Genomic DNA, 19,771 nt, shown 5'->3' with positions numbered 1-19,771 from the left:
CCAGTGGCTGACGAGTTGGGCAGGTTCCGGGTCCTGAACTCGAAACCTGTCAACCTCGACGGGTTCAGCGTCCCCGACGCCGCACTCGGGCTCGTCGCGATGAGCAGCCCGCATGACCCTGCCCCGTCTCTGGTCATCAGGGACGGCGCAGTAGTCGAACTCGACGCCAAAGACGTCGCCGAGTTCGACGTCATCGACGAGTTCATCGCCCGCTACGGCATCGACCTCGCGGTCGCCGACGAGGCCATGGCTCTCGACGACGAGACGCTGGCACGCATGGTGGTCGACATCAACGTGCCGCGGGCGGAGGTGGTGCGGCTGATCGGCGGCACCACCCCCGCCAAACTCGCCCGCGTCGTCGCCCTGCTCTCGCCGGTGGAGATGCAGATGGCCATGGTCAAGATGCGGGCCCGCCGCACGCCCAGCAACCAGGCCCACGTCACCAACCAGCTCGACGATCCGCTGCTGATCGCGGCCGACGCCGCCAGCGCGGTCGCCTACGGATTCCGTGAGGTGGAGACGACGGTCCCGGTGCTCGGCGACGCGCCGTCGAACGCGGTGGCGCTGCTGATCGGTTCGCAGGTCGGGACGCCGGGCGCGATGGCGCAGTGCTCGATCGAGGAGGCCCTGGAGCTGCGGCTCGGGTTGCGCGGACTGACCAGCTACGCCGAGACGATTTCGATCTACGGCACCGAGCAGGTGTTCATCGACGGCGACGACACCCCGTTCAGCAAGGCGATCCTGACGTCGGCGTACGCGTCGCGGGGGCTGAAGATGCGGGTGACCAGCGGCGGGGGCGCCGAGGTGCTGATGGGCGCGGCGCAGAAGTGCTCGATCCTGTACCTGGAGTCGCGGTGCGTGTCGCTGGCGCGGGCGCTGGGATCCCAGGGTGTGCAGAACGGCGGCATCGACGGCGTCGGTGTGGTGGCCTCGGTGCCCGAGGGCATGAAGGAGCTGCTCGCCGAGAACCTGATGGTGATGATGCGCGACCTCGAGTCGTGTGCGGGAAACGACAACCTGATCTCCGAGTCCGACATCCGCCGCAGCGCTCATACGCTACCGGTGCTGCTCGCCGGAGCGGACTTCATCTTCTCGGGTTTCGGCTCGATCCCTCGCTACGACAACGCCTTCGCGCTGTCGAACTTCAACTCCGACGACATGGACGATTTCCTGGTGCTGCAGCGGGACTGGGGTGCCGACGGAGGGCTGCGCACGGTGTCGCCGGAACACCTCGAGGCGGTGCGCCGACGCGCCGCTCAGGCGGTGCAGGCCGTGTACCGCGACCTCGGGCTGGCCGACTACGACGACGCCCGCGTCGAGGACGTGGTGGCCGCCAACGGTTCCCGCGATCTGCCGGCCGGGCATCCGAAAATGGTGGCCGAGTCCGCCGCCTCCATCGAGGCCCGGCAGCTGACGGTGTTCGACGTGATCGCCTCGCTGCACCGGACAGGGTTCACCGAGGAGGCTGAGGCGATCACGACGCTGACGCGCGAACGACTGCGCGGGGACCAGCTGCAGACCTCGGCGATCTTCGACGAGCAGTTCCGCGTGCTCTCCAAGCTGACCGACCCGAACGATTACCGCGGCCCGGCAACGGGTTACGCGCTCACCGAGCAGCGACGCGCCGAGATCGACGCGATCCGGCAGGCCCGCAGCGGTGCGGAGTTGACCGTCGACCAGGAGCAGCACCGCGGGCACGTCGTCGTCACCGACGTCGAACCCGCACATCAGGGCAGCGACCCCCGCGAGGTCTGCATCGGACTGTCGCCGGCGTGGGGCCGCAGCGTGTGGCTGACCCTGTGCGGACTGACGGTCGGGGAAGTGTTGCGCCAGATCGCCGCCGGGCTGGAGGAGGAAGGTTGCATCGCCCGCACGGTGCGGGTCTGCTCGACCATCGACACCGGCCTGATCGGGTTGACCGCGGCCCGGCTGTCGGGATCCGGTATCGGGATCGGGTTGCAGGGCAAGGGCACCGCGTTGATCCATCGCCGTGACCTGGCGCCGCTGGCCAACCTGGAGCTGTTCAGCGTCGCGCCGCTGCTGACCGCGAAGATGTACCGCGAGCTGGGCAAGAACGCGGCCCGCCATGCCAAGGGGATGGCGCCGGTGCCGATCTTCACCGGTGGCACCGACGAGTCCATCTCGGCGCGCTATCACGCCCGCGCCGTCGCCCTCGTCGCGCTGGAGCGTGGCGCGTGCGAACCCGGCCGGGCGCCGGTCACCGTGAAGGTCGAGGCGCGATGAGTGAGATCACCACGCAGAACGCGGTCGACGGGAAGCTCGGTCTGGGCGACCTGCGGATGGACCCCGCGGTACTGGAGCACCAGGCGGCCGTCGCCGAGGAAGGCGGCAACCCTCAGCTGGCCGAGAACTTCCGGCGCGCAGCCGAACTGGCGACCATCGACGACGACACGGTCATGGCGCTGTACGAGGCGCTGCGGCCGCACCGCTCCACCGCCGCCGAACTCGATGAACTGCACTCCTCGCTGATCGCGCGGGGCGCCCCACGCTGTGCGGCGCTCGTCGAGCAGGCTGCCGCCGTCTACGCCCGTCGCGGCCTACTGCGTTGACTCCCACCGTGGTCGCCGGTGTGGACATCGGCAATCACACCACCGAGATCCTGCTCGCGCAGGTACACGGCGGCACCGTCACCACCGTCGCGCACGGCCAGGCGCCCACCCGGGGTCGCAAAGGCAGCCGTGAGTCGGTCGAGGGCGCCGCGGCGTTGCTGCACCGGGTCGAGGTCGGCGCGGGCCGGCGGGCGGACGAACTTCTGCTGGCGGCGCTTCGGCCGGTGGACACCGCCACCGCGCCGATACCGCCGGCGTACTCACCGTCGGCGCCGGTGCGCAGTCTCCGGCGGCCGGACGCGTCCACTCCGGCCGGCGCCGGACATGCTGTCGGACTGCATGTTCCGCTCACAGCACTGCAGCACGGCGTGAGCGGAGGTCCGGTCGTGGTCTCCGTCGACGAGACGACCGACTTCGAGGTGGCCGCGCAGCAGATCGGCGCGGCGGTCGACCGCGGCTGGCAGGTGGTCGGTGTGATCGCGGCCCAGGATGACGCCGTGCTGATCCGCAACCGGATACCGGTGGACGTCCCGGTGGTCGACGAGGTGGACCTGACAGGCCTGGCACCGGGGGCGCGCGTCGCGCTGGAGGTGGTCGAGCAGGGCCGCTCCTACCGGGCGATGGCCGACCCGATCGCGCTGTCCGCGGCCCTCGAACTACCGGCGGGCAGCCTCGTCGACGTCGCCGAGTTCTGCCGGGAACTGGCTGACACCGCGGCCATCGCCGTGACGCCGCGTACCGACACGCACCGTTCACCGCCCCCCGACGACGACTACGTCGACCTCCGCGACGGCGGATCGGTCGTGAGGTACTCACCGGCCGAAGCGAATCCGGTGATGCGACGGGTCATTCCGGGCAGCGTCCGCGAGGTCCGGCTGAAGGCGGTGCCCTCGGCTGCGGGTGGGCTGGCCGTGCACGACGCGTTCTTCACCGACCTGTCCGGGATCGACAACGGCGCCTGGCTGCGCCGGGGCGTCGCCGACACACAGGGCACCGTCGTGGCGTTGCTGGCCGCCGAGGAGGCGGCCGACGCGGCGGACACCCTGGGGACGCTGACGGGTCGTCGCGCACGCACGCTGTGTTCGGAACCGGAGGCGGCCGCCTGGGGTGCCCGCACGACACCGGGCATCCCGGCCGATACCGTCATCTGCGATATCGGCGGCGGCACAGTCGATCTCATCGGAAGTGACCGCGCGGTCATCGCGGCAGGCGCGGGGGAGTCGATCACCGTCGCCGTCGCGCGAGTACTGGGTATCCCGCGGGCACTGGCGGAGAAGGTCAAGCGCACGCCGGCCGTCCGGGTCGAGGGTCCGCACATCGCCCACGAGGAGGACGGTCGCCGGGTGTTCCTGGACTCACCGGCGTCCGCCGATGCCATCGGCCGGTTGTGTACGCGGGGCGCCGCTGGACTGGTGCCGTTCTCGGACCGCCTCGCGGCCGAGGAGTGGCGAAGCCTGCGCCTGGCCGTCAAACAGGAGACGGTAGCGGCCAACATCGTTCGCTGTCTGCGGGCTTTCGAACAGTCGCCCGCAGCGCTGGTGCTGGCCGGCGGCGGCGCGCTGGACGACGAGTTGATGCGCACGGTGGGCGAGGCGCTGCGCAGCGTGCCCGTCGTGGTGGGACGGGCCGACGTCGACGGTGTGCACGGACCGCGGTTCGCCGTCGCGCGAGGCCTGGTCGCTATGTACGCGCAGAGTTAGGAAGCCCCGCGATCGCGTGCGCGATGTGTCCACGCCAGGCGTCGGCGTCGATGCGGTGCACCGCGGACTCCCCCTGGAAGGCGCTGGAGATCACGAAGTCCGGGGTGAGGTCGGCGAGGGTGCGCAGACTTGCCGCGATCATGTCGGCGTCGTCGAGGTGGTGGAAACCCTCGATGTATCCGGCATACCAGTGGCCTTCGGCGCTGCGGAAGAGGGTGTCGCCGGTGAACAGGTAGCGCCCGGCGGCCCCGGTCACCAGGTAGCAGACGGCGCCCGGGGAGTGGCCCGGTGTCGGGATCACCTCGACGCCGTTGTAGTCGACGTAGTGGCCCGAGAGCGGGACGTCTACGTGGGCGTGCTTCTCGATGTCGGCCCGGTCGCCCAGTGGTGCATGCAGTGTCGTGCCGAAGCGTTCGGCGATCTGTCGGAGCATCGGACCGGCCTCGTCCCGATGGGACAGGTACTGGTCGTTCACACCGCCGAGAGCGGCGAGGTCGTCGAAGTCGGCATCGGTGGCCGGCGAGTAGAACAGGATGTTCGCGGGCGTCCACAGGTAGGCGTGGGTGGTCAGGCCCGGAAACGGTGAGTCGGTGCGGGTTTCGGCGAGGTCGGGCAGTACGTGTCTCATGCCCCTCAGCCTGCAACCTCAACCAACCTTCAGGTCAAGAGGGTCACCTTCTCCCGCGAGCAGACGCATACTCGGGCGTGTCACGGCCGACACGCCGGATTATGCGTCTGCTCGCGAGGGATGGTGACGTGTCTCAGAGCAGGTAGACGACGAACACCGCGCCGAACAGCACCGCGATCCACGCGTCGGTGGCGTGGCGCAGCCAGCGCGGCGCCGTGTGGACCTCCATGAAGTAGCGGAAGATCAGGCGTACCTTCACGATTGCGAGCACCAGGACCAGCGCGGTGATCGGCGTGCTGGCCGCCACGGTGGTGGTGAAGTGGGCCGGCGCGAGCCACCACGAGCCCAGGGTGATCGCGGTGAGCGCGATCCACCCCCACGTCATCGAGCGGGCGGTGGCGGCGGGCTGTGCAGTCGCGGCTCTGTCGGACACGGTCACCTCATCACATACAGCAGGGCGAAGATGACGACCCAGAGCAGGTCGACCATGTGCCAGTAGACGGCCCCGGATTCGACGAGCGACGTACGACGACGGCCGGGGTTGCGCAACTCGCGGACCAACACCCCGAGCACGATGAGCCCGAGGAGCACATGCACCAGGTGGACGCCGGTGAGCACGTAGTAGAACGAGTAGAACATCTCCGAGTTGGTGTGTCCCGCAGCGATCTTCTGGGCCCACTCGTAGCTCTTGAACGCGATGAACAGCACCCCGCACAGCCCGCCCGCCCAGATGAGCCGCACCGCCTGGTCGTGCCGTCCGGCGCGGGTGGCCAGCACGCTGCGTGCGACGAACCACGAACTGGTCAGCAGGATCACGGTGTTGAGCACACCGATGTTGATGTCCAGATGCTGCTGCGCGCGAAGGAACTCGTCGGGGTTCATGCTCCGGTAGATCATGAAGATGACGAAGTAGCCGCCGAAGACGACGAGGTCACCCAGCACCATCACCCACATGTGGATGTCGCCGGGCAGATGCCCCGTGGGGGGTTGTGGCGGCGGCGAGTCGGCGTGTGATCGTGATCGGGTCATGTCTGCGGGCTCCTTGATCGCTCAGCCCACCGCGGGCGCGTCGGCGGGTTCACGGACGCACGCGTGTCGCAGCAGCACGATCAACGCGCCCAGCCAGATCGAGAACACCACCACCGCCAGCCAGAAGGACACGGATCCGTTCCAGGCGAACGGTCCCGAGTAGAAGACGAACATCTGGGTCGCGATCACCTCGGTGATGATCTGCCAGATGCTGACGTAGGCAAACCATTTCGGGAAGACCTCGTTCTTGTCATACAAGATCGCCACGGCGAGCACCAGGTAGGCGGCGGTGAAGCAACCCAGCGATCCGTTGTAGGACAGCATGCCGAGGTCATAGAGCATGCTGACCATCTCGGGGTCGCGGTCGGCGCGGAAGGTGGCGGTCAGGAAGCACACGCCGACGAGCAGAAAACCGGGCAGCGCGCCGACACTCATCCCGCCGAGATATCCGTATGCGAACACCGAGCCGACCGACATCCGCATGATCTGGTAGGCGACAAGGCCATTGGTGACCGCCGCGCCGCCGAGCAGGATCAGCAGAACCGCAAATCCGATCTGGATGGTCAGGCCGTTGGACGCGAAGAACGCGACCTTGTCGGCCGCGGTCACGTCGGGGCGGGGAGGCGGCGTCACCCGCGCCAGGATGCAGATGATGACGCCGAACACCGCATACCAGGCCGGGAAGAACCAGGTGACCAGCCGCACATCGCGTTTGCCGCCTGGGGCCAGCGAGGTGGCGTCCCGAAGGCGGGCGGGCGACAGCAGGCTCACTGCACGACACCCTCGTCGAGCGCCTGGCGCAGGACCGCGCGCCGCACCACGAAGAACATCACCACGACGAACAGCGCGTACGCACCGTTTCGCACCCAGAACGACAGCAGCCCGTCCCAGGCCAGCGGCCCGGTCTGGAAGACCGCCGCGCCGGCCGCGGGAATCATTGCGGCAGCGGTGGCCAGCGAGTAGTGCCCCACCCAACGCGGGAAGACCGGTTCGGGTCCGTCGTCGAAGTAGACGGCGAGTGCCAGCAGGACGAACTGGGCGACGACCATGCCCACGGGTGCGATGAAGACGATCCATGCGAGGTCGTTGAGAACCATGATCAGTTCGGGATTGCGGTCGGGGCGGAACGCGGCGACGAGGAAGAAGATGTTGGACAGCGCGAAAATCGTTGCGCCGCTGACCACTGCGGTGAGGTAGCAGTACGCGAAAACGTGACTCTGATTGCGCATGCGCTTCATCTGCACGACGATCACCATGAAGAACGGCAGGATCAGGATTCCGCACAGGTTGAAGGTGACCTGGCTGAACCGGATCCACGACGTGTGCTCTGAGTAGAAGGCGGCCACCTCGTCGGCCGAGAGGGTCGGGGACATCGGCGGCCAGAATGCCGGGAACGCGAGCATCGCGACGAGCAGGACGGCGCCGACGACGGGACCGGTCCACAGACTCACCCACTGAGCCTTGATGTTGCCGGCCCGGGGCGTGTCCTGCACCTGCTCGAGGATCTGCACACGTGCCTCCTATATGACTTGAGTCAGGTCTGTCGACGTAGGTCCGCAGTGGTGCTGCGCCACACGGATTCGCATTTATGCAGTGCAGCACTTCAACTCCCGCGCCTCGAACGGTAGCGGCTCACACCTCGGAACGGAAGACCAATGCTGATTCAAGTCAGTTTTAGCGGTTCGCGGGGTAGGGTGGGCGCGACCGGGACGAGCAGATCGGATCGCAGGTGCTGAAGTCGAGGACACCCGAGCGCGGACGTAAAGGGGAGCAGACGCGCGAGCGCCTCCTGGGCGCGGCGATCGCGGAGTTCAAGCGCGACGGTATGGCCGCGGCCGACATCGGTGCGATCGTGTCGGCAGCCGGAGTCGCGCACGGCACCTTCTTCTTCCACTTTCCGACCAAAGAGCACGTGCTGGTCGAGTTGGAGAACCGCGAGCAGGAGCGGATGGCCGCCGAATTGACGCGGTTCTACCGGCGTCCCCACGATGTCCGGGCGACGCTGACCAAAGCGGTCACGGTTCTCGAGGCCCTCGAACGGCGGCTGGGCAGCCGGTTGTTCAAAGACTTCCTCGCGCTGCACTTCTCGACCAGGCGGCCACCCTCCGAAGAGTGGTCGGCGCATCCGGTGATCGTCGCCGTCGTCGAGGACCTGGAGCGGGCACGCGACCGGGGGGAGATCCCCGCCGACGTCGACGTGATGCTGCGCGGGGTGTCGTTCCTGGTGGGGCTGTACGCGCTGCTGATCACGATGCCGGAGTCCCGAGAAATTCGCGCACCGGTCATCGACGAATACGTCACGACCTATATGGACGCCCTGCACGCGGCGTGAGGCCCGGCACGATGTCGTCGAGGCTGAAACTCACCGGCTGCTCGAGCTGATCGAAGGTGCACGAGCGCGGCGTGCGGTCCGGTCTCCACCGGTTGAATTGCGCCATATGGCGGAACCGCCTGCCCTCCATGTGGTCGTAGCGCACTTCGACAACCCGTTCGGGGCGCAGCGGCACGAAGGACAGGTCCTTGCCGGCGTTCCACCGTGAGCCACCGCCGTGCCGGCGGACGACGTCCGGGTCGGCGTGCGCAGCCCAGTTCCAGGGATGCTCGTCGAAGGTCGTCACCAGCGGCTGCAATTCGGCGAGAAGCGCACGTCGCCGCGCCATCGGGAACGCACCGATCACGCCGACCGACGCAAGCGCGCCGTCGGTGTCGTAGAGCCCGAGCAGCAGCGAGCCGACGGCGTCGTCACCGGATTTGTGCAATCGGTACCCCGCGACCACACAGTCGGCGGTGCGCCGGTGCTTGATCTTGAACATCGTCCGCTTGTCCGGCAGGTAGACGCCGTCGACAGGTTTGGCGATCACCCCGTCCAGGCCCGCGCCCTCGAACTCCTCGAACCATCGGGTGGCCAGCGCGATGTCCCGGGTGGCCGGGGTGACGTGGAACGTCGGCCCGGCATCGGCGAGCGCGTCGACCAGTGCCGCGCGCCGTTCGGTGAACGGGCGGCCGGTCAGGTCGGTGTCGCCGAGAGCCAGCAGGTCGAACGCGATGAAGGACGCCGGGGTCTTCTCCGCCAGCATGGTGACCCGCGATGCGGCCGGGTGCAGACGCAACTGCAGCGCCTCGAAGTCGAGTCTGCCGGCGGTCGCGATCACGATCTCGCCGTCGACGACGCAGCGCGGGGGAAGCTCGGAGCGGGCCGCCGCGACAAGCTCCGGGAAGTAACGGGTCATCGGGCGTTCGTTGCGGCTGCCGAACTCGATCTCGTCGCCGTCACGGAACACGATCGACCGGAAGCCGTCCCACTTCGGTTCATACGAGGCGCCGTCCGGGATCTGCTGCACCGACTTCGAGAGCATCGGTGAGAGCGGGGGCATCACGGGAAGGCGCATCCCCGCCATTGTCGCCGAAGGCCGGGTGGGACGGATCGCCGGCTTGTACTATACGTTCGTACAGCAGCGGGGCGACGAGGAGCAGAGTTGGCAGTGACGGGTTACGACTACATCGTCGTCGGGGCCGGGTCGGCCGGGTGCGTGCTGGCCAACCGGCTCTCGGCCGATCCCGCGATCCGGGTGCTGTTACTCGAGGCCGGGCGCGGTGACCGCAACCCGTGGCTGCACATCCCGAAGGGAGCGGGCAAGCTTTTCGACAGCGAGCGGTACATGTGGCATTACGAGACCACGCCGTTCGGTCCGGACGCCCACGTCGAGCAGTGGATGCGTGGGAAGGTCATCGGTGGATCGAGTGCGGTGAACGGCATGATCTACAACCGCGGCCACCGGGCGGACTACGACGCGCTCGTGCAGATGGGCAACACGGGCTGGGGCTGGGACGAGATCCTGCCGATCTTCAAGGGATTCGAGAACCACGAGTTCGGCCCGTCGCACACCCGCGGCGCCGGCGGCCCGCTGCACATCTCCGTACCGCGTGACCCGGATCCGCTGTGCGAGGACATGATCGAGGCGGCAACCGGCGCGGGTATGTGGCGCGTCCGCGACATCAACGAATCCGACGGTGAGCGTATCGGATACGCGACGTCGACGATCCGTGGCGGGCGTCGTGTCAGTGCCGCGACGGCGTTCCTCAAGCCGGTGTTGCACCGCCCGAATCTGACGGTGCGCACCGGAGCCACCGTGCGCCGCGTGCTGTTCGACGGTGAACGCGCCGACGGCGTGGAGATCGCGACGGGCGCCGGCACCGAACAGGTCCGGGCGGCGCGCGAGGTGGTGCTCTCGCTGGGCAGCCTGAACTCCCCGAAGCTGTTGCAGCTCTCCGGAATCGGGCCGAGTGATGTGCTGAGCGCCGCCGGGGTGCCGGTGTTCGTCGAGCGGGACAACGTGGGCCGCCGGATGCGTGAACACCGTTGCGCCACGTTGCGATACCGGCTCAAAGAGGACCTCGGATACAACAAGCTGCTCGCGACGAATGCCGGTCAGGCGCTGACCGGGATGAAATACCTGGCGACCAGGAAGGGGCCGCTGGCGGCACCGTCGTTCGACGTCGTTGGCTTCGTCAAGGGCCAGCCGGACTCCGAGCGCCCGTTCGGGCAGGTGATGATGGGGCCGTGGACCCTGCCGCCCTACAACACCGGTGAGCCGGTCGTCATCGAACGTGAACCCGGCATCTCGTGTCTGGGGATGGTGTTGCGGCCGACGTCGCAGGGCTACGTCGAGATCACGTCGGCCGATCCGGGTGCGGCGCTGCGGATCACCCCGAACTATCTGACGACCGAGCACGACCGGACGGCGACCGCCGCCCTGGTGCGCCGGATGCGCTCGATCTTCGAACAGTCACCGATCGCCGAGCGCATCAGCCACGAGACCTACCCCGGTCCGCGGGTCGACAGCGACGCGGAACTCGTCGACGCCGCGCTGGAAGGCGGTTACTGCGGATACCACGCCGTGGGCACCTGCGCGATGGGGCCGGACGACGACGATGTCGTCGACAGCCACCTGCGTGTCCGCGGGGTGGACGGCCTACGGGTGGTGGACTGCTCGGTGATGCCCACGATAGTGGCCGGAAACCTGAACGGACCGATCATGGCGATGGCTTGGCGCGCAGCGGATTTCATTCTGCACGCCAGCTGATCTCACATCACCGCGAATCCGGCGTCCACGGGCAGCGCAGTGCCTGTGATGTAGCGGGCGCCGTCGCTGACCAGGTACATCACGGCCGCAGTCACATCGACCGGCTCCACGAACGGCACCGGCAGCAGGTTCCCCGACATCGCACTGCCCTCCGGGTTGGCCTCGAAGACCCGCGCCATGTGCTCGTTGATGATCATCGGCGTCGCGACGCCGGTCGGACGGATCGAGTTCACCCGGATGTTGTGCGGGGCATACGCGTTGGCAGCGGAGCGCATCAGGCCGACGACGCCGTGTTTGGACGCCGCGTAGGCGAAGGTCGCCGCGCTGCCGTCGCCGCCGCGCCCGACCAGACCCTGCATCGAGCTGATCAGAACCATCGATCCACCGGTCCCGCGGCGGATCATCGACGGTGCCGTCGCGGCGATGGTGTGCCAGACGCCGATCAGATTGACGTCGACGATGTCGCGGTACAGCTGATCGTCGTCGGGGTCGGGACAGCCGATCGCGACGACTCCGGCGTTGGCCACCACGATGTCGACGTCGCCGAAGCGTTCGATGCCCGAGTCGATTCCGGCGCGGAGTTCGGCGAGATCGCGGACATCGGCCACCGTGGTATGGATCCGTCCGCCCGCCGCGCGCACCTGCTCGGCGGTCTCCTCGAGGTCGGCCGCGGTTGCCAGCGGATAGGGAATGGAGTCGATGTCGGCGCAGCGGTCGACGGCGATGATGTCGATGCCCTGTCCGGCCAGTGCCACGGCATGGCTTCGACCCTGTCCACGCGCGGCGCCGGTGATCACCGCGACGCGGGATGTACTGCCTGTCATCGGATGACCGCGGGCATCGAGTCCCAACCGCGCACGGTCGAGGTCCGCGATCGTCGGGCTCCGCTCATGTCGATGTCCCACTCCGGCCAGCGTTTGAGCACCTCTTCGAGGGCCACGCGGCCCTCGAGCCGGGCCAGCGGAGCGCCGACGCAGAAGTGGGCCCCGCGACCGAAGGTGAGGTGACCGCCCTGCTTGCGGTGGATGTCGAAGCGGTCGGGATCGTCGAACTGCCGCTCGTCGCGGTTGGCGGAGGCAAGCATCAACAGCAGCGGACTTCCCGCCGGTATGACGACCCCATGGAACGTGACGTCGTCGGTGGCGACGTAGCGTGCGACGTGGGGACCCGGTGGTTCGAAGCGCAGTAGTTCCTCGATCGCGGACGGGATCAATGCAGGGGTGCTGGTCAGCTCCTTGCGCTGATCCGGGTGCTCTGCCAACACCTTGCCCATCCAGCCGAACAGGCGGCCGGTGGTCTCGACGCCGGCGCCGGCGACGACCGCGAGGAACACGGTGAGCTCCTGCTTCGTCAGCTTGCGGACCGTGCCGGTCTCGTCTTCGAACTCGACGTTCAGCAGCTCGGTGATCAGGTCGTCGGACGGGTTGTTCTCCCGCCATTCGATGTACTCGCCGAACATCTCGCCGGTGAAGTAGCGGTCCTTGTCGATCGCCATTGGCTTGCCGGCCTCATTGCGGAGCACTTCGTTGGCATGTTCGCGCACCGCCGGCTGTTCGGAGTTGGGGATGCCGGCGAGCATGCCGATCGTACGCATGGGAAGTTCGGCGCCCAGGTCCTCGACGAAGTCGAACCGGTCGCCACCGACGAGCGGATCGAGACACGCGACGCAGAACGCGCGGATCTTGTCCTCGATCGCCCGCATCTTCTTCGGTGTGAACGCTCTGGCCACGATCGCGCGGTGGATGGTGTGCAGTGGCGGGTCCTCGTTGATGAAGATGCCGGGGGGCATCACCGGATCCGCCATGACGACCTCGAGGATGTCCCCCTTGGCGGAACTGAGCCGCGTCGTATCCTTCAGCGCCACATCCACATCGGCGTACCGGCTCAAGCCCCAGAAGCCGTGCTCGTCGTTGCGGTACACGGGCGCCTCGTCGCGCAACCTGCGGTAGGTCGGGTAGGGGTCGATGTCGATGTCGACGTGCCACGGGTCGTAGTACAGATCGCTCAACGTGCTCTCCTTGCCGGCTGGTTCGTGCGAGCATATAGCCTGTGCTATACATTCGTACAGCGTGTGAGGAGATGTGGTGAGCCGTGTAGCGGTGGTGACCGGCGGGGCGTCGGGGCTGGGCGAGGCGATCTGTGCGGGCCTGGCCGCCGACGGGCACCGGGTGGCCGTGCTCGACCTCGACGCGGACGCGGCGAACAGGGTCGCGGCAAGCCTGCGCGGTAACGGAGCGAGCGCGGTCGGTGTCGCGGTCGACGTGTCCGACGAGGACGCCGTCGTGCGCGCCTTCGACGCCGTACGAACCGAATTCGGCCCCGTCGAGATCCTGGTCACCAGCGCGGCGATCGGCGGTTTCACCCGCTTCGACAAGATCACCCTCGACGAGTGGAACCGCTACCTCGCGGTGAATCTGACGGGGACGTTCCTGAGCATTCGTGCCGCGCTGTCGGACATGGTCGCCGCGCAATGGGGGCGCGTCGTGACGATCTCGTCCGCAGCGGGCCAGCAGGGCGCACCACGCCAGGGCCACTACTCGGCGACCAAGGGCGGCGTGATCGCGATGACCAAGACCGTGGCGCGTGACTATGCACGCCACGGCATCACCGCGAACTCCTTGCCGCCCTTCGCGATCGAGACCCCGATGCTGCGCAGACAGCAGTCAGAGGGGAAACTGCCGCCGGACGAGTTTCTGACCCAGGCCATACCGGCGGGCCGCGTGGGCGCCCCGTCCGATGTCGCCGCAGTGTGCTCGTTCCTGTGCTCGGACGCCGCCGGATACGTGACGGGTCAGGTCATCGGTGTGAACGGCGGTGCGGTGCTGTGAACCCCGAGACGCTGCGCTACGACTTCGACCGGCACCGCCCCGACTACCGGGACAGGTTCCTCGACATCACCCACGAGATGCACCAGCAGTGCCCGCTGGCGTGGACCGACACCTACGACGGACACTGGGTGGCGGCGAGCAGCGACGCGGTGTTCGAACTGGCGCGCTGTCCGTTCGTGTCCAACGATCACGACGTCAACAACGAACGGCGCGGATACAAGGGCATCTCGATCCCGCGGATGTTGGAGGCCGAGGGCTTCCGTGGCGGCATGCTCGAGATGGACGACCCGGAGCACCGCCATTACCGCACCGCACTCAACCCGTACCTGTCACCGGCGGCGGTGAAACGCTGGGAGCCGTTCGTCGACGAGATCGTCTGCGCCTGCCTCGACGACCGGATCGAGTCCGGCCGCATCGATTTCGTCGACGACCTGGCCAACGTGGTGCCCGCGGTGCTCACCCTGGCGATGCTCGGTGTGCCCCTGCAGAAGTGGGAGATGTACAACGAACCGGCGCACGCGTCGGTCTACACACCGCCGGACTCGCCGGATGCCGAGCGTGTCCGCGAGCTGTACATGGCCATGGGCATCGACCTGTTCACCAATCTGATGGAGATCCGCGACAATCCCCGGCCCGGCATCATCAACGCGCTGGCGACGTTGCGCATCGACGGTGAGGCACCGCCGGACATCGAGCTGATCGGCATGCTGAACCTGCTGATCGGCGGCGGCTTCGACACCACCACCGCTCTGACTGCCCACGCGCTGGAATGGCTGTCCGAGCATCCCGACGAACGCGCCCGGCTCAGCGCCGACCGTGACACGCTGCTCAATCCGGCGACGGAGGAATTCCTGAGGTACTTCACGCCGGCACCGGGAGATGCCCGCACGATCGCCGAAGACGTCGCCGTGAACGGTGTGGAGCTGCGGGAAGGGCAGCGGCTGTGGCTGTCCTGGGCGATGGCCAACCGCGATCCCGCGGTGTTCACCGACCCGGATCAGATCGTGCTGGACCGAAAGGGCAACCGGCACTTCAGCTTCGGCCTCGGCGTCCACCGCTGTATCGGATCCAACGTGGCGCGTACGGTGTTCAAATCGATGCTCACCGCGGTGCTCGACCGGATGCCCGACTACCGCTGCCTGCCGAAGGAGACCGTGCACTACGACAGCATCGGGGTCATCCAGGGCATGCGTCACCTGCCCGCCGAGTTCACCCCCGGCCCGCGACGGGGCGCCGGGGTGGCCGAAACCGTCGCCAGACTCCAGAAGATCTGCGATGAGCAGGGATTGGCGCGACCGATCACCGAGCTCAAGGACGCCGCGCGCATCGAGGAGGCGGTATGACCGCCGACCGCCCGGTCGCGGTGGTGACCGGAGCCAGCCGTGGCGCCGGGGCCGGGATCGCACACGCGCTGGGAATGCACGGCTGCACCGTCTACGTGACCGGCCGCACCGTCGACCCCGACGGTCCCGCCGCGGGCACCATCGGTGAGACAGCCGACGAGGTCACCGCCGCCGGTGGGCAGGGCATCGCGGTCCGCGTCGATCACAGTGACGACCAGCAGGTCGCGGCGTTCTTCGATCAGATCGCCCGCGAGCACGGACGCATCGACATCCTGGTCAACAACGCGGCCATCATCCGTGACGAGATGATGGGACGTACCAAGTTCTGGGAAGAACCGATCAATGTCATCGACACCCTCGACGTCGGGGTGCGCAGCAGCTACGTCGCGACCGTCTACGCCGCGCCGCTGATGGTGCCCAACGGCAGGGGCCTGGTGGTGTTCACGTCCTCCTCCGGTGCCGTGCACTACGCGTTCGGACCCGCCTACGGTGTCCCGAAAGCCGCCACCGACAAGATGGCCGCCGACATGGCCTACGACTTCCGCGATGTCGGCATCGCCGCGGTGTCGATCTGGATGGGATCGCTGCTGACCGACCGGGTGCGCGGCATCATCGCGAGCAATCCGGAGAAGTTCGGACGTATCCTCGACACCGCCGAGACGCCGGAGTTGACCGGGCACGTGATCTGGGCGTTGCACCAGGATCCCGAGGTGATGGCGCTGAGCGGCCAGACTCTGATCGGTGCCGAACTCGCGGTCAAGTACGGGATCAGGGACGAAGGGGATCGGCAACCACCCTCGTACCGCGAGATGTTCGACGTGCACCCACCCGCCCAGTGCGCCCATGTGATGCGATGAGACCATGCGGATCGGACTGACCGGCGGCGGGTCGAGCGTCGACAAGATCGTCGCGCAGGCGCAGCAGGCGGAGGCCGACGGCTTCGCCGCGCTGTGGTACGCCAGTGCCGTGGCGGGTGATCCACTGGTCGCGATGGCCTTTGCCGGTAGGGCCACCTCGACGATCGAGTTGGGCACCGCAGTGCTGCAGACCTATCCGTGCCACCCGCTGCTGCAGGCCAACCGCGTCGCGGCGGCGGCGAACGCGATGGGGCGGCCCGGCCTGACGCTGGGGCTCGGGCCGTCGCACGAGCCGATCGTCCGGAATGTGCTGGGGCTGAACTACGACCATCCGGTCCGTAACACCCGCGAGTACGTGCAGATCGTCACCGGCCTGCTGGCCGGTGCCGACATCGACCTCGACGGCACCGACTGGACCGCGCACAGCGCCGGTCGGATGACCGCACTCGACCACCCGGTCCCGGTACTGCTGTCGGCGCTCTCACCCCGAATGCTGCGTGTGGCAGCCGAATTCACCGACGGCGTGGTGCTGTGGCTGGCGACCGCGACCGCGATCGCCGAGCGGATCGCACCGGCCGTCGCCGGCGGCCGAATCGTCGCAGGCCTGCCGGTCGCCGTGCACGACGACATCCGGGAGGCGCGGGAAGCGATCGCCGCGACAGCGGGCGGATACGAGCGAATGAGCAACTACCAGAACATCATCCGTGCCGGGGGAGGAGCATCCGCCGCAGACGTCGGGATCGTCGGCGACGAAGCGGCGGTGACCCGGCAGCTCGTGGAGTTGATCGAGGCCGGCGCGACGGACGTGTGGGCTCAACCCGTCGCGGTGGGCGCGGATCGAGCGCAGAGGTCGGCCTCGGTGAAACGCACCCGCGCGCTTCTCGCGGCACTCGCACGCGAAGGTTAGGTCACTTGCCGCGAGGTCTGGCGCCGCGCCCGTAGGTGATGTCCGCGCGTTCGGGATCCCAATGGTTGCGGAACACCACGTCCGACAGCGGGCGGCGCCGCACCGGACCATGCTTACCCCGCGGCCAGCCCACCACGACATGCCCGGCGAGAAACCATTCGTCGGGGATACCGACGGCCTCGCGCAGGGCCTGTTCGCCGCCGTAGGAGGCCCAGCTGGTGATACACGCGCCGAGGCCTTGCGCTCGGGCCGCCAGGTAGAAGTTCTGCAGCGCAGGGTAGATGGAGCCGCCCTGCAGGAACTCCGACGAGAATTCGTTCTTGTAGGCGACGAACAGCACCGAGGTGAATTCGCCTGCCCGGTCGTGCAGTTCGTAGGTGGCGCGATTGTTGCGGGCGGATCGGCTGTCGTCCTCGGGAGCGGGCCGGGTCATGCCGTAGATGGATTCTATTGACTGCAGCGCGATCTGAGCGGCCTGGGCTACGGCGGCGCGCTGCTCGGGACCGTCCAGCACGATGAACCGCCAGAGCTGTGCGTTGGCGCCGTTGGGCGCCCAGGTGGCTGCCTGCAGGCAGCGGTCCAGGGTCGCGGAGTCGACGGGTTCGTCGGTGAAGCGCCGGATCGAACGGGCGGTGGACAGCACTTCCCAGACGTTGTCGGTCGGATGCGGCATGTCCACTGGTGTACTCGACTCAAGCCGGGGTGTCCAGCACCACAGATGCTGTACAGTCGTACTGCACGATGGCCGATCGATGGGAGTGATGCTGTGAGCGACAGGTTTTCGATGGAAGGCAGGGTCGCGGTCATCACCGGCGGCGGCACCGGCATCGGCCGCGCGTCGGCACTGGTGCTGGCAGAGCACGGCGCCGACGTGGTGCTGGCCGGACGGCGCGCGGAGCCGTTGAAGGAGACCGCCGCAGAGGTGGAGGCGCTGGGACGGCGCGCCCTCGCGGTCCCGACCGACGTCACCGATGCGGACGCCTGCCAGGCGCTGGTCGACACCACACTCGCCGAGTTCGGCCGCCTCGACGTACTGCTCAACAACGCCGGCGGCGGTGAGACGAAGTCGCTGATGAAGTGGACCGACGACGAGTGGCATCATGTGCTCGACCTGAACCTGTCCAGTGCGTGGTACCTGTCCCGGGCCGCGGCCAAGCCGATGATCGCCCAGGGCAGCGGCGCGATCGTCAACATTTCCTCCGGCGCCGGCCTGCTGGCCATGCCGCAGGCACCGATCTACGGGGCCGCCAAGGCCGGTCTGCAGAACCTCACCGGATCGATGGCCGCGGCATGGACGCGCAAAGGCGTGCGCGTCAACTGCATCGCCTGCGGGGCGGTCCGTACCCCGGGACTGGAGGCCGATGCGAAACGTCAGGGCTTCGACATCGACATGATCGGGCAGACCAATGGGTCGGGCCGCATCGCCGAGCCCGACGAGATCGGTTACGGCGTGCTGTTCTTCGCCTCCGACGCGTCGAGCTACTGCTCCGGGCAGACGCTCTACATGCACGGCGGCCCCGGCCCGGCAGGGGTGTGAGCATGGACGTCAGTCACGTCGGGCTCCGGGTGCGCGATCTGGAGGCGTCTCTGAAGTTCTACACCGCGCTCGGCTTCACCGAGGTGAAGCGTCTGACGGTGCCGGATCAGATGGCTCAGGGCCTGCTGGGGTTGGCGCCACCGATCGGATTCGAGGCGGTGTACCTGCGCAACGGCGGTGTAGTGCTACAACTGTTGACGTTCGCCGGATACCCGGCGCGCGACGAGCCCGAGCGCGGCATGGTCGGTGCGGGACTGACCCATCTGTCTCTCGCCGTCGCTGATCTCGTCACCGCCCGGGACGCGGTGACGGCCGCCGGGGGAGCCGTCGTCGCCGACCCCGGTGGCGGATTCGCCTGCATGGTCCGCGATCCCGACGGCCAGCTGATCGAGTTGGTCGCCGAGCGGTTCCGCCCGGTTACTTGAGTTCGGTGACCATCGCGGCGTAACGATCGAGGAATGGCACCGTGGTCGAAGGGTCGCCGTCGCGCCGGCCCCCGCCGATCACGACGCGAGTGAAACCGAGGTCCCGGTATCGGGCGAGGCGCTTCTCCGACGGGTCTCCCCACGCCATGACCGTCAGGTCGAGCGTGGCCGGGTCCCGGCCGGCATCCTCGGCTCGCCGCCTGAAATCCGCCACCGCCGCAGGGAGGTCACGGTACGCGGCATCGCCGGGAAGCCACCCGTCGGCCCACGGTAGGCAGTCTCCGATCGCCCTGGGTCCGGTGGCCGCGGCGAGCAGCGGAGGGCCCGCCTGCTGTTGCGGCTTGGGGTGGCACCACACCGGCTCGAAATCGTAAAACTCGCCGTGATGCTCGGCCTCGTCGTCGGTCCACAACACCCGTAGCGCGGCGACCATGTCCGACAGCGCCCGGTAGCGGTCGGCCCACGCGATCGAGCTCGATACCGCGAGTTCGGCCCGCACCCCGACCCCGACTCCCAACAGAAGCCGGCCGGCGCTGAACCGGTCCAGCGTCGCCACTTGCTTTGCGAACGTGAACAACTCGTGCTCCAGCGGGAGCGCAACCGCGGTGCCGAGCCGGAGCGTCGAAGTGGCCTGCGCGGCGGCGAGCAGGGACAGCAGCGGGTCCCAGATTCGCTGCTGGGCGTGCAACAGCGCCGGCGGCATCGAGCCCGCGGCGGACACCGGGATCTGCGGATGCTCACCGACCCACAGCGACTCGAACCCGCGCTGTTCCAATTCACGGGCCAGAACGTCGGGGGCGATGTCGTCCGGGGTGTTCATGCTGACGAATCCGATGTGCATCGACTCTCCCTCGGGCATGGTG

At 68.1% G+C, this 19,771-nt stretch carries 21 protein-coding genes; 11 read left to right on the top strand and 10 right to left on the bottom strand.

Going from position 1 to position 19,771, the window contains the following annotated elements; genetic code table 11:
* Positions 1-3 precede the first annotated feature (3 nt).
* The 3 genes from DYE23_RS26195 to DYE23_RS26185 are packed head-to-tail and all read left to right on the top strand — an operon-like array spanning position 4 to position 4,270.
* Positions 4-2,244 (top strand): propanediol/glycerol family dehydratase large subunit, encoded by a 2,241-nt coding sequence (locus DYE23_RS26195; protein ID WP_115328552.1) that lies wholly within the window; start codon positions 4-6, stop codon positions 2,242-2,244.
* Complete coding sequence (locus DYE23_RS26190) at positions 2,241-2,570, top strand: diol dehydratase small subunit (protein WP_011892144.1); 330 nt, start codon at positions 2,241-2,243, stop codon at positions 2,568-2,570. Before DYE23_RS26195 ends, DYE23_RS26190 begins: the two co-directional genes overlap by 4 nt.
* Positions 2,567-4,270, top strand: coding sequence for a diol dehydratase reactivase ATPase-like domain-containing protein (locus DYE23_RS26185; protein ID WP_115328551.1), 1,704 nt, complete (start codon positions 2,567-2,569; stop codon positions 4,268-4,270). The genes DYE23_RS26190 and DYE23_RS26185 overlap by 4 nt, the downstream gene beginning before the upstream one ends.
* Here the strand turns inward: DYE23_RS26185 and DYE23_RS26180 are convergent.
* The 5 genes from DYE23_RS26180 to DYE23_RS26160 all read right to left on the bottom strand — a co-directional run bounded on the left by DYE23_RS26180 (position 4,251) and on the right by DYE23_RS26160 (position 7,438).
* On the bottom strand, positions 4,251-4,898 hold the full coding sequence (locus DYE23_RS26180; protein WP_115328550.1) for an MBL fold metallo-hydrolase: 648 nt from the start codon (positions 4,896-4,898) through the stop codon (positions 4,251-4,253). The genes DYE23_RS26185 and DYE23_RS26180 overlap by 20 nt on opposite strands.
* Before the next feature lie 133 nt (positions 4,899-5,031).
* Positions 5,032-5,283: a cytochrome C oxidase subunit IV family protein gene (locus DYE23_RS26175; RefSeq protein WP_049777400.1), complete on the bottom strand. Its 252-nt coding sequence runs from the start codon at positions 5,281-5,283 to the stop codon at positions 5,032-5,034.
* Positions 5,284-5,333: 50 nt separating this feature from the next.
* On the bottom strand, positions 5,334-5,927 hold the full coding sequence (locus DYE23_RS26170; RefSeq protein ID WP_115328549.1) for a cytochrome c oxidase subunit 3 family protein: 594 nt from the start codon (positions 5,925-5,927) through the stop codon (positions 5,334-5,336).
* Between the two features lie 21 nt (positions 5,928-5,948).
* Positions 5,949-6,698 (bottom strand): hypothetical protein, encoded by a 750-nt coding sequence (locus DYE23_RS26165; RefSeq protein ID WP_115328548.1) that lies wholly within the window; start codon positions 6,696-6,698, stop codon positions 5,949-5,951.
* Positions 6,695-7,438: a hypothetical protein gene (locus tag DYE23_RS26160; protein ID WP_115328547.1), complete on the bottom strand. Its 744-nt coding sequence runs from the start codon at positions 7,436-7,438 to the stop codon at positions 6,695-6,697. Before DYE23_RS26160 ends, DYE23_RS26165 begins: the two co-directional genes overlap by 4 nt.
* 218 nt (positions 7,439-7,656) lie before the next feature.
* Between DYE23_RS26160 and DYE23_RS26155 the strand changes: the two genes are divergently transcribed.
* Positions 7,657-8,259, top strand: coding sequence for a TetR family transcriptional regulator (locus DYE23_RS26155; protein ID WP_011892151.1), 603 nt, complete (start codon positions 7,657-7,659; stop codon positions 8,257-8,259).
* On the opposite strand, the gene DYE23_RS26150 is transcribed toward DYE23_RS26155, so the two are convergent.
* Complete coding sequence (locus DYE23_RS26150) at positions 8,225-9,316, bottom strand: ATP-dependent DNA ligase (RefSeq protein WP_172527844.1); 1,092 nt, start codon at positions 9,314-9,316, stop codon at positions 8,225-8,227. The two genes, DYE23_RS26155 and DYE23_RS26150, sit on opposite strands and share 35 nt — an antisense overlap.
* A gap of 93 nt (positions 9,317-9,409) precedes the next feature.
* Between DYE23_RS26150 and DYE23_RS26145 the strand changes: the two genes are divergently transcribed.
* The gene (locus tag DYE23_RS26145) at positions 9,410-11,011 is read left to right on the top strand and encodes a GMC family oxidoreductase (protein ID WP_041788217.1); all 1,602 of its coding nucleotides are present in this window, start codon (positions 9,410-9,412) and stop codon (positions 11,009-11,011) included.
* A gap of 2 nt (positions 11,012-11,013) precedes the next feature.
* Here the strand turns inward: DYE23_RS26145 and DYE23_RS26140 are convergent, their stop codons facing one another.
* Entirely contained in the window at positions 11,014-11,835 is an 822-nt protein-coding gene (locus DYE23_RS26140; RefSeq protein WP_115328545.1) for a mycofactocin-coupled SDR family oxidoreductase, read from the bottom strand.
* Positions 11,832-13,019: a cytochrome P450 gene (locus DYE23_RS26135; RefSeq protein WP_011892155.1), complete on the bottom strand. Its 1,188-nt coding sequence runs from the start codon at positions 13,017-13,019 to the stop codon at positions 11,832-11,834. The genes DYE23_RS26140 and DYE23_RS26135 overlap by 4 nt, the downstream gene beginning before the upstream one ends.
* Positions 13,020-13,095: 76 nt before the next feature.
* Here DYE23_RS26135 and DYE23_RS26130 point away from each other — a divergent pair, with 76 nt between their 5' ends.
* Genes DYE23_RS26130 through DYE23_RS26115 form a run of 4 tightly spaced genes read left to right on the top strand, consistent with a single transcriptional unit; the run spans position 13,096 to position 16,946 of the window.
* The gene (locus DYE23_RS26130) at positions 13,096-13,839 is read left to right on the top strand and encodes an SDR family NAD(P)-dependent oxidoreductase (protein WP_041800554.1); all 744 of its coding nucleotides are present in this window, start codon (positions 13,096-13,098) and stop codon (positions 13,837-13,839) included.
* Complete coding sequence (locus DYE23_RS26125) at positions 13,836-15,182, top strand: cytochrome P450 (protein ID WP_011892157.1); 1,347 nt, start codon at positions 13,836-13,838, stop codon at positions 15,180-15,182. Before DYE23_RS26130 ends, DYE23_RS26125 begins: the two co-directional genes overlap by 4 nt.
* Entirely contained in the window at positions 15,179-16,039 is an 861-nt protein-coding gene (locus DYE23_RS26120; protein WP_011892158.1) for an SDR family NAD(P)-dependent oxidoreductase, read from the top strand. The genes DYE23_RS26125 and DYE23_RS26120 overlap by 4 nt, the downstream gene beginning before the upstream one ends.
* Positions 16,040-16,043: 4 nt before the next feature.
* On the top strand, positions 16,044-16,946 hold the full coding sequence (locus DYE23_RS26115; RefSeq protein WP_115328544.1) for a TIGR03564 family F420-dependent LLM class oxidoreductase: 903 nt from the start codon (positions 16,044-16,046) through the stop codon (positions 16,944-16,946).
* A gap of 1 nt (position 16,947) precedes the next feature.
* Here the strand turns inward: DYE23_RS26115 and DYE23_RS26110 are convergent, their stop codons facing one another.
* Positions 16,948-17,619 carry a nitroreductase family protein gene (locus DYE23_RS26110; RefSeq protein ID WP_013472995.1) on the bottom strand — a complete coding sequence of 224 codons (672 nt, stop codon included), beginning with the start codon at positions 17,617-17,619 and terminating at the stop codon, positions 16,948-16,950.
* 93 nt (positions 17,620-17,712) lie between these two features.
* Between DYE23_RS26110 and DYE23_RS26105 the strand changes: the two genes are divergently transcribed.
* The gene (locus DYE23_RS26105) at positions 17,713-18,483 is read left to right on the top strand and encodes an SDR family NAD(P)-dependent oxidoreductase (RefSeq protein WP_011892161.1); all 771 of its coding nucleotides are present in this window, start codon (positions 17,713-17,715) and stop codon (positions 18,481-18,483) included.
* Between the two features lie 2 nt (positions 18,484-18,485).
* Positions 18,486-18,908 carry a VOC family protein gene (locus tag DYE23_RS26100; RefSeq protein WP_011892162.1) on the top strand — a complete coding sequence of 141 codons (423 nt, stop codon included), beginning with the start codon at positions 18,486-18,488 and terminating at the stop codon, positions 18,906-18,908.
* Here the strand turns inward: DYE23_RS26100 and DYE23_RS26095 are convergent.
* Positions 18,901-19,749, bottom strand: coding sequence for a TIGR03619 family F420-dependent LLM class oxidoreductase (locus DYE23_RS26095; protein WP_011892163.1), 849 nt, complete (start codon positions 19,747-19,749; stop codon positions 18,901-18,903). The two genes, DYE23_RS26100 and DYE23_RS26095, sit on opposite strands and share 8 nt — an antisense overlap.
* Positions 19,750-19,771 lie beyond the last annotated feature (22 nt).

It is taken from the genome of Mycolicibacterium gilvum (assembly GCF_900454025.1).
Taxonomy (GTDB): Bacteria; Actinomycetota; Actinomycetes; order Mycobacteriales; family Mycobacteriaceae; genus Mycobacterium; species Mycobacterium gilvum.
The sequence above is the reverse complement of the archived record's forward strand: the minus strand, read 5'-3'. Positions and strand labels throughout refer to the sequence as shown.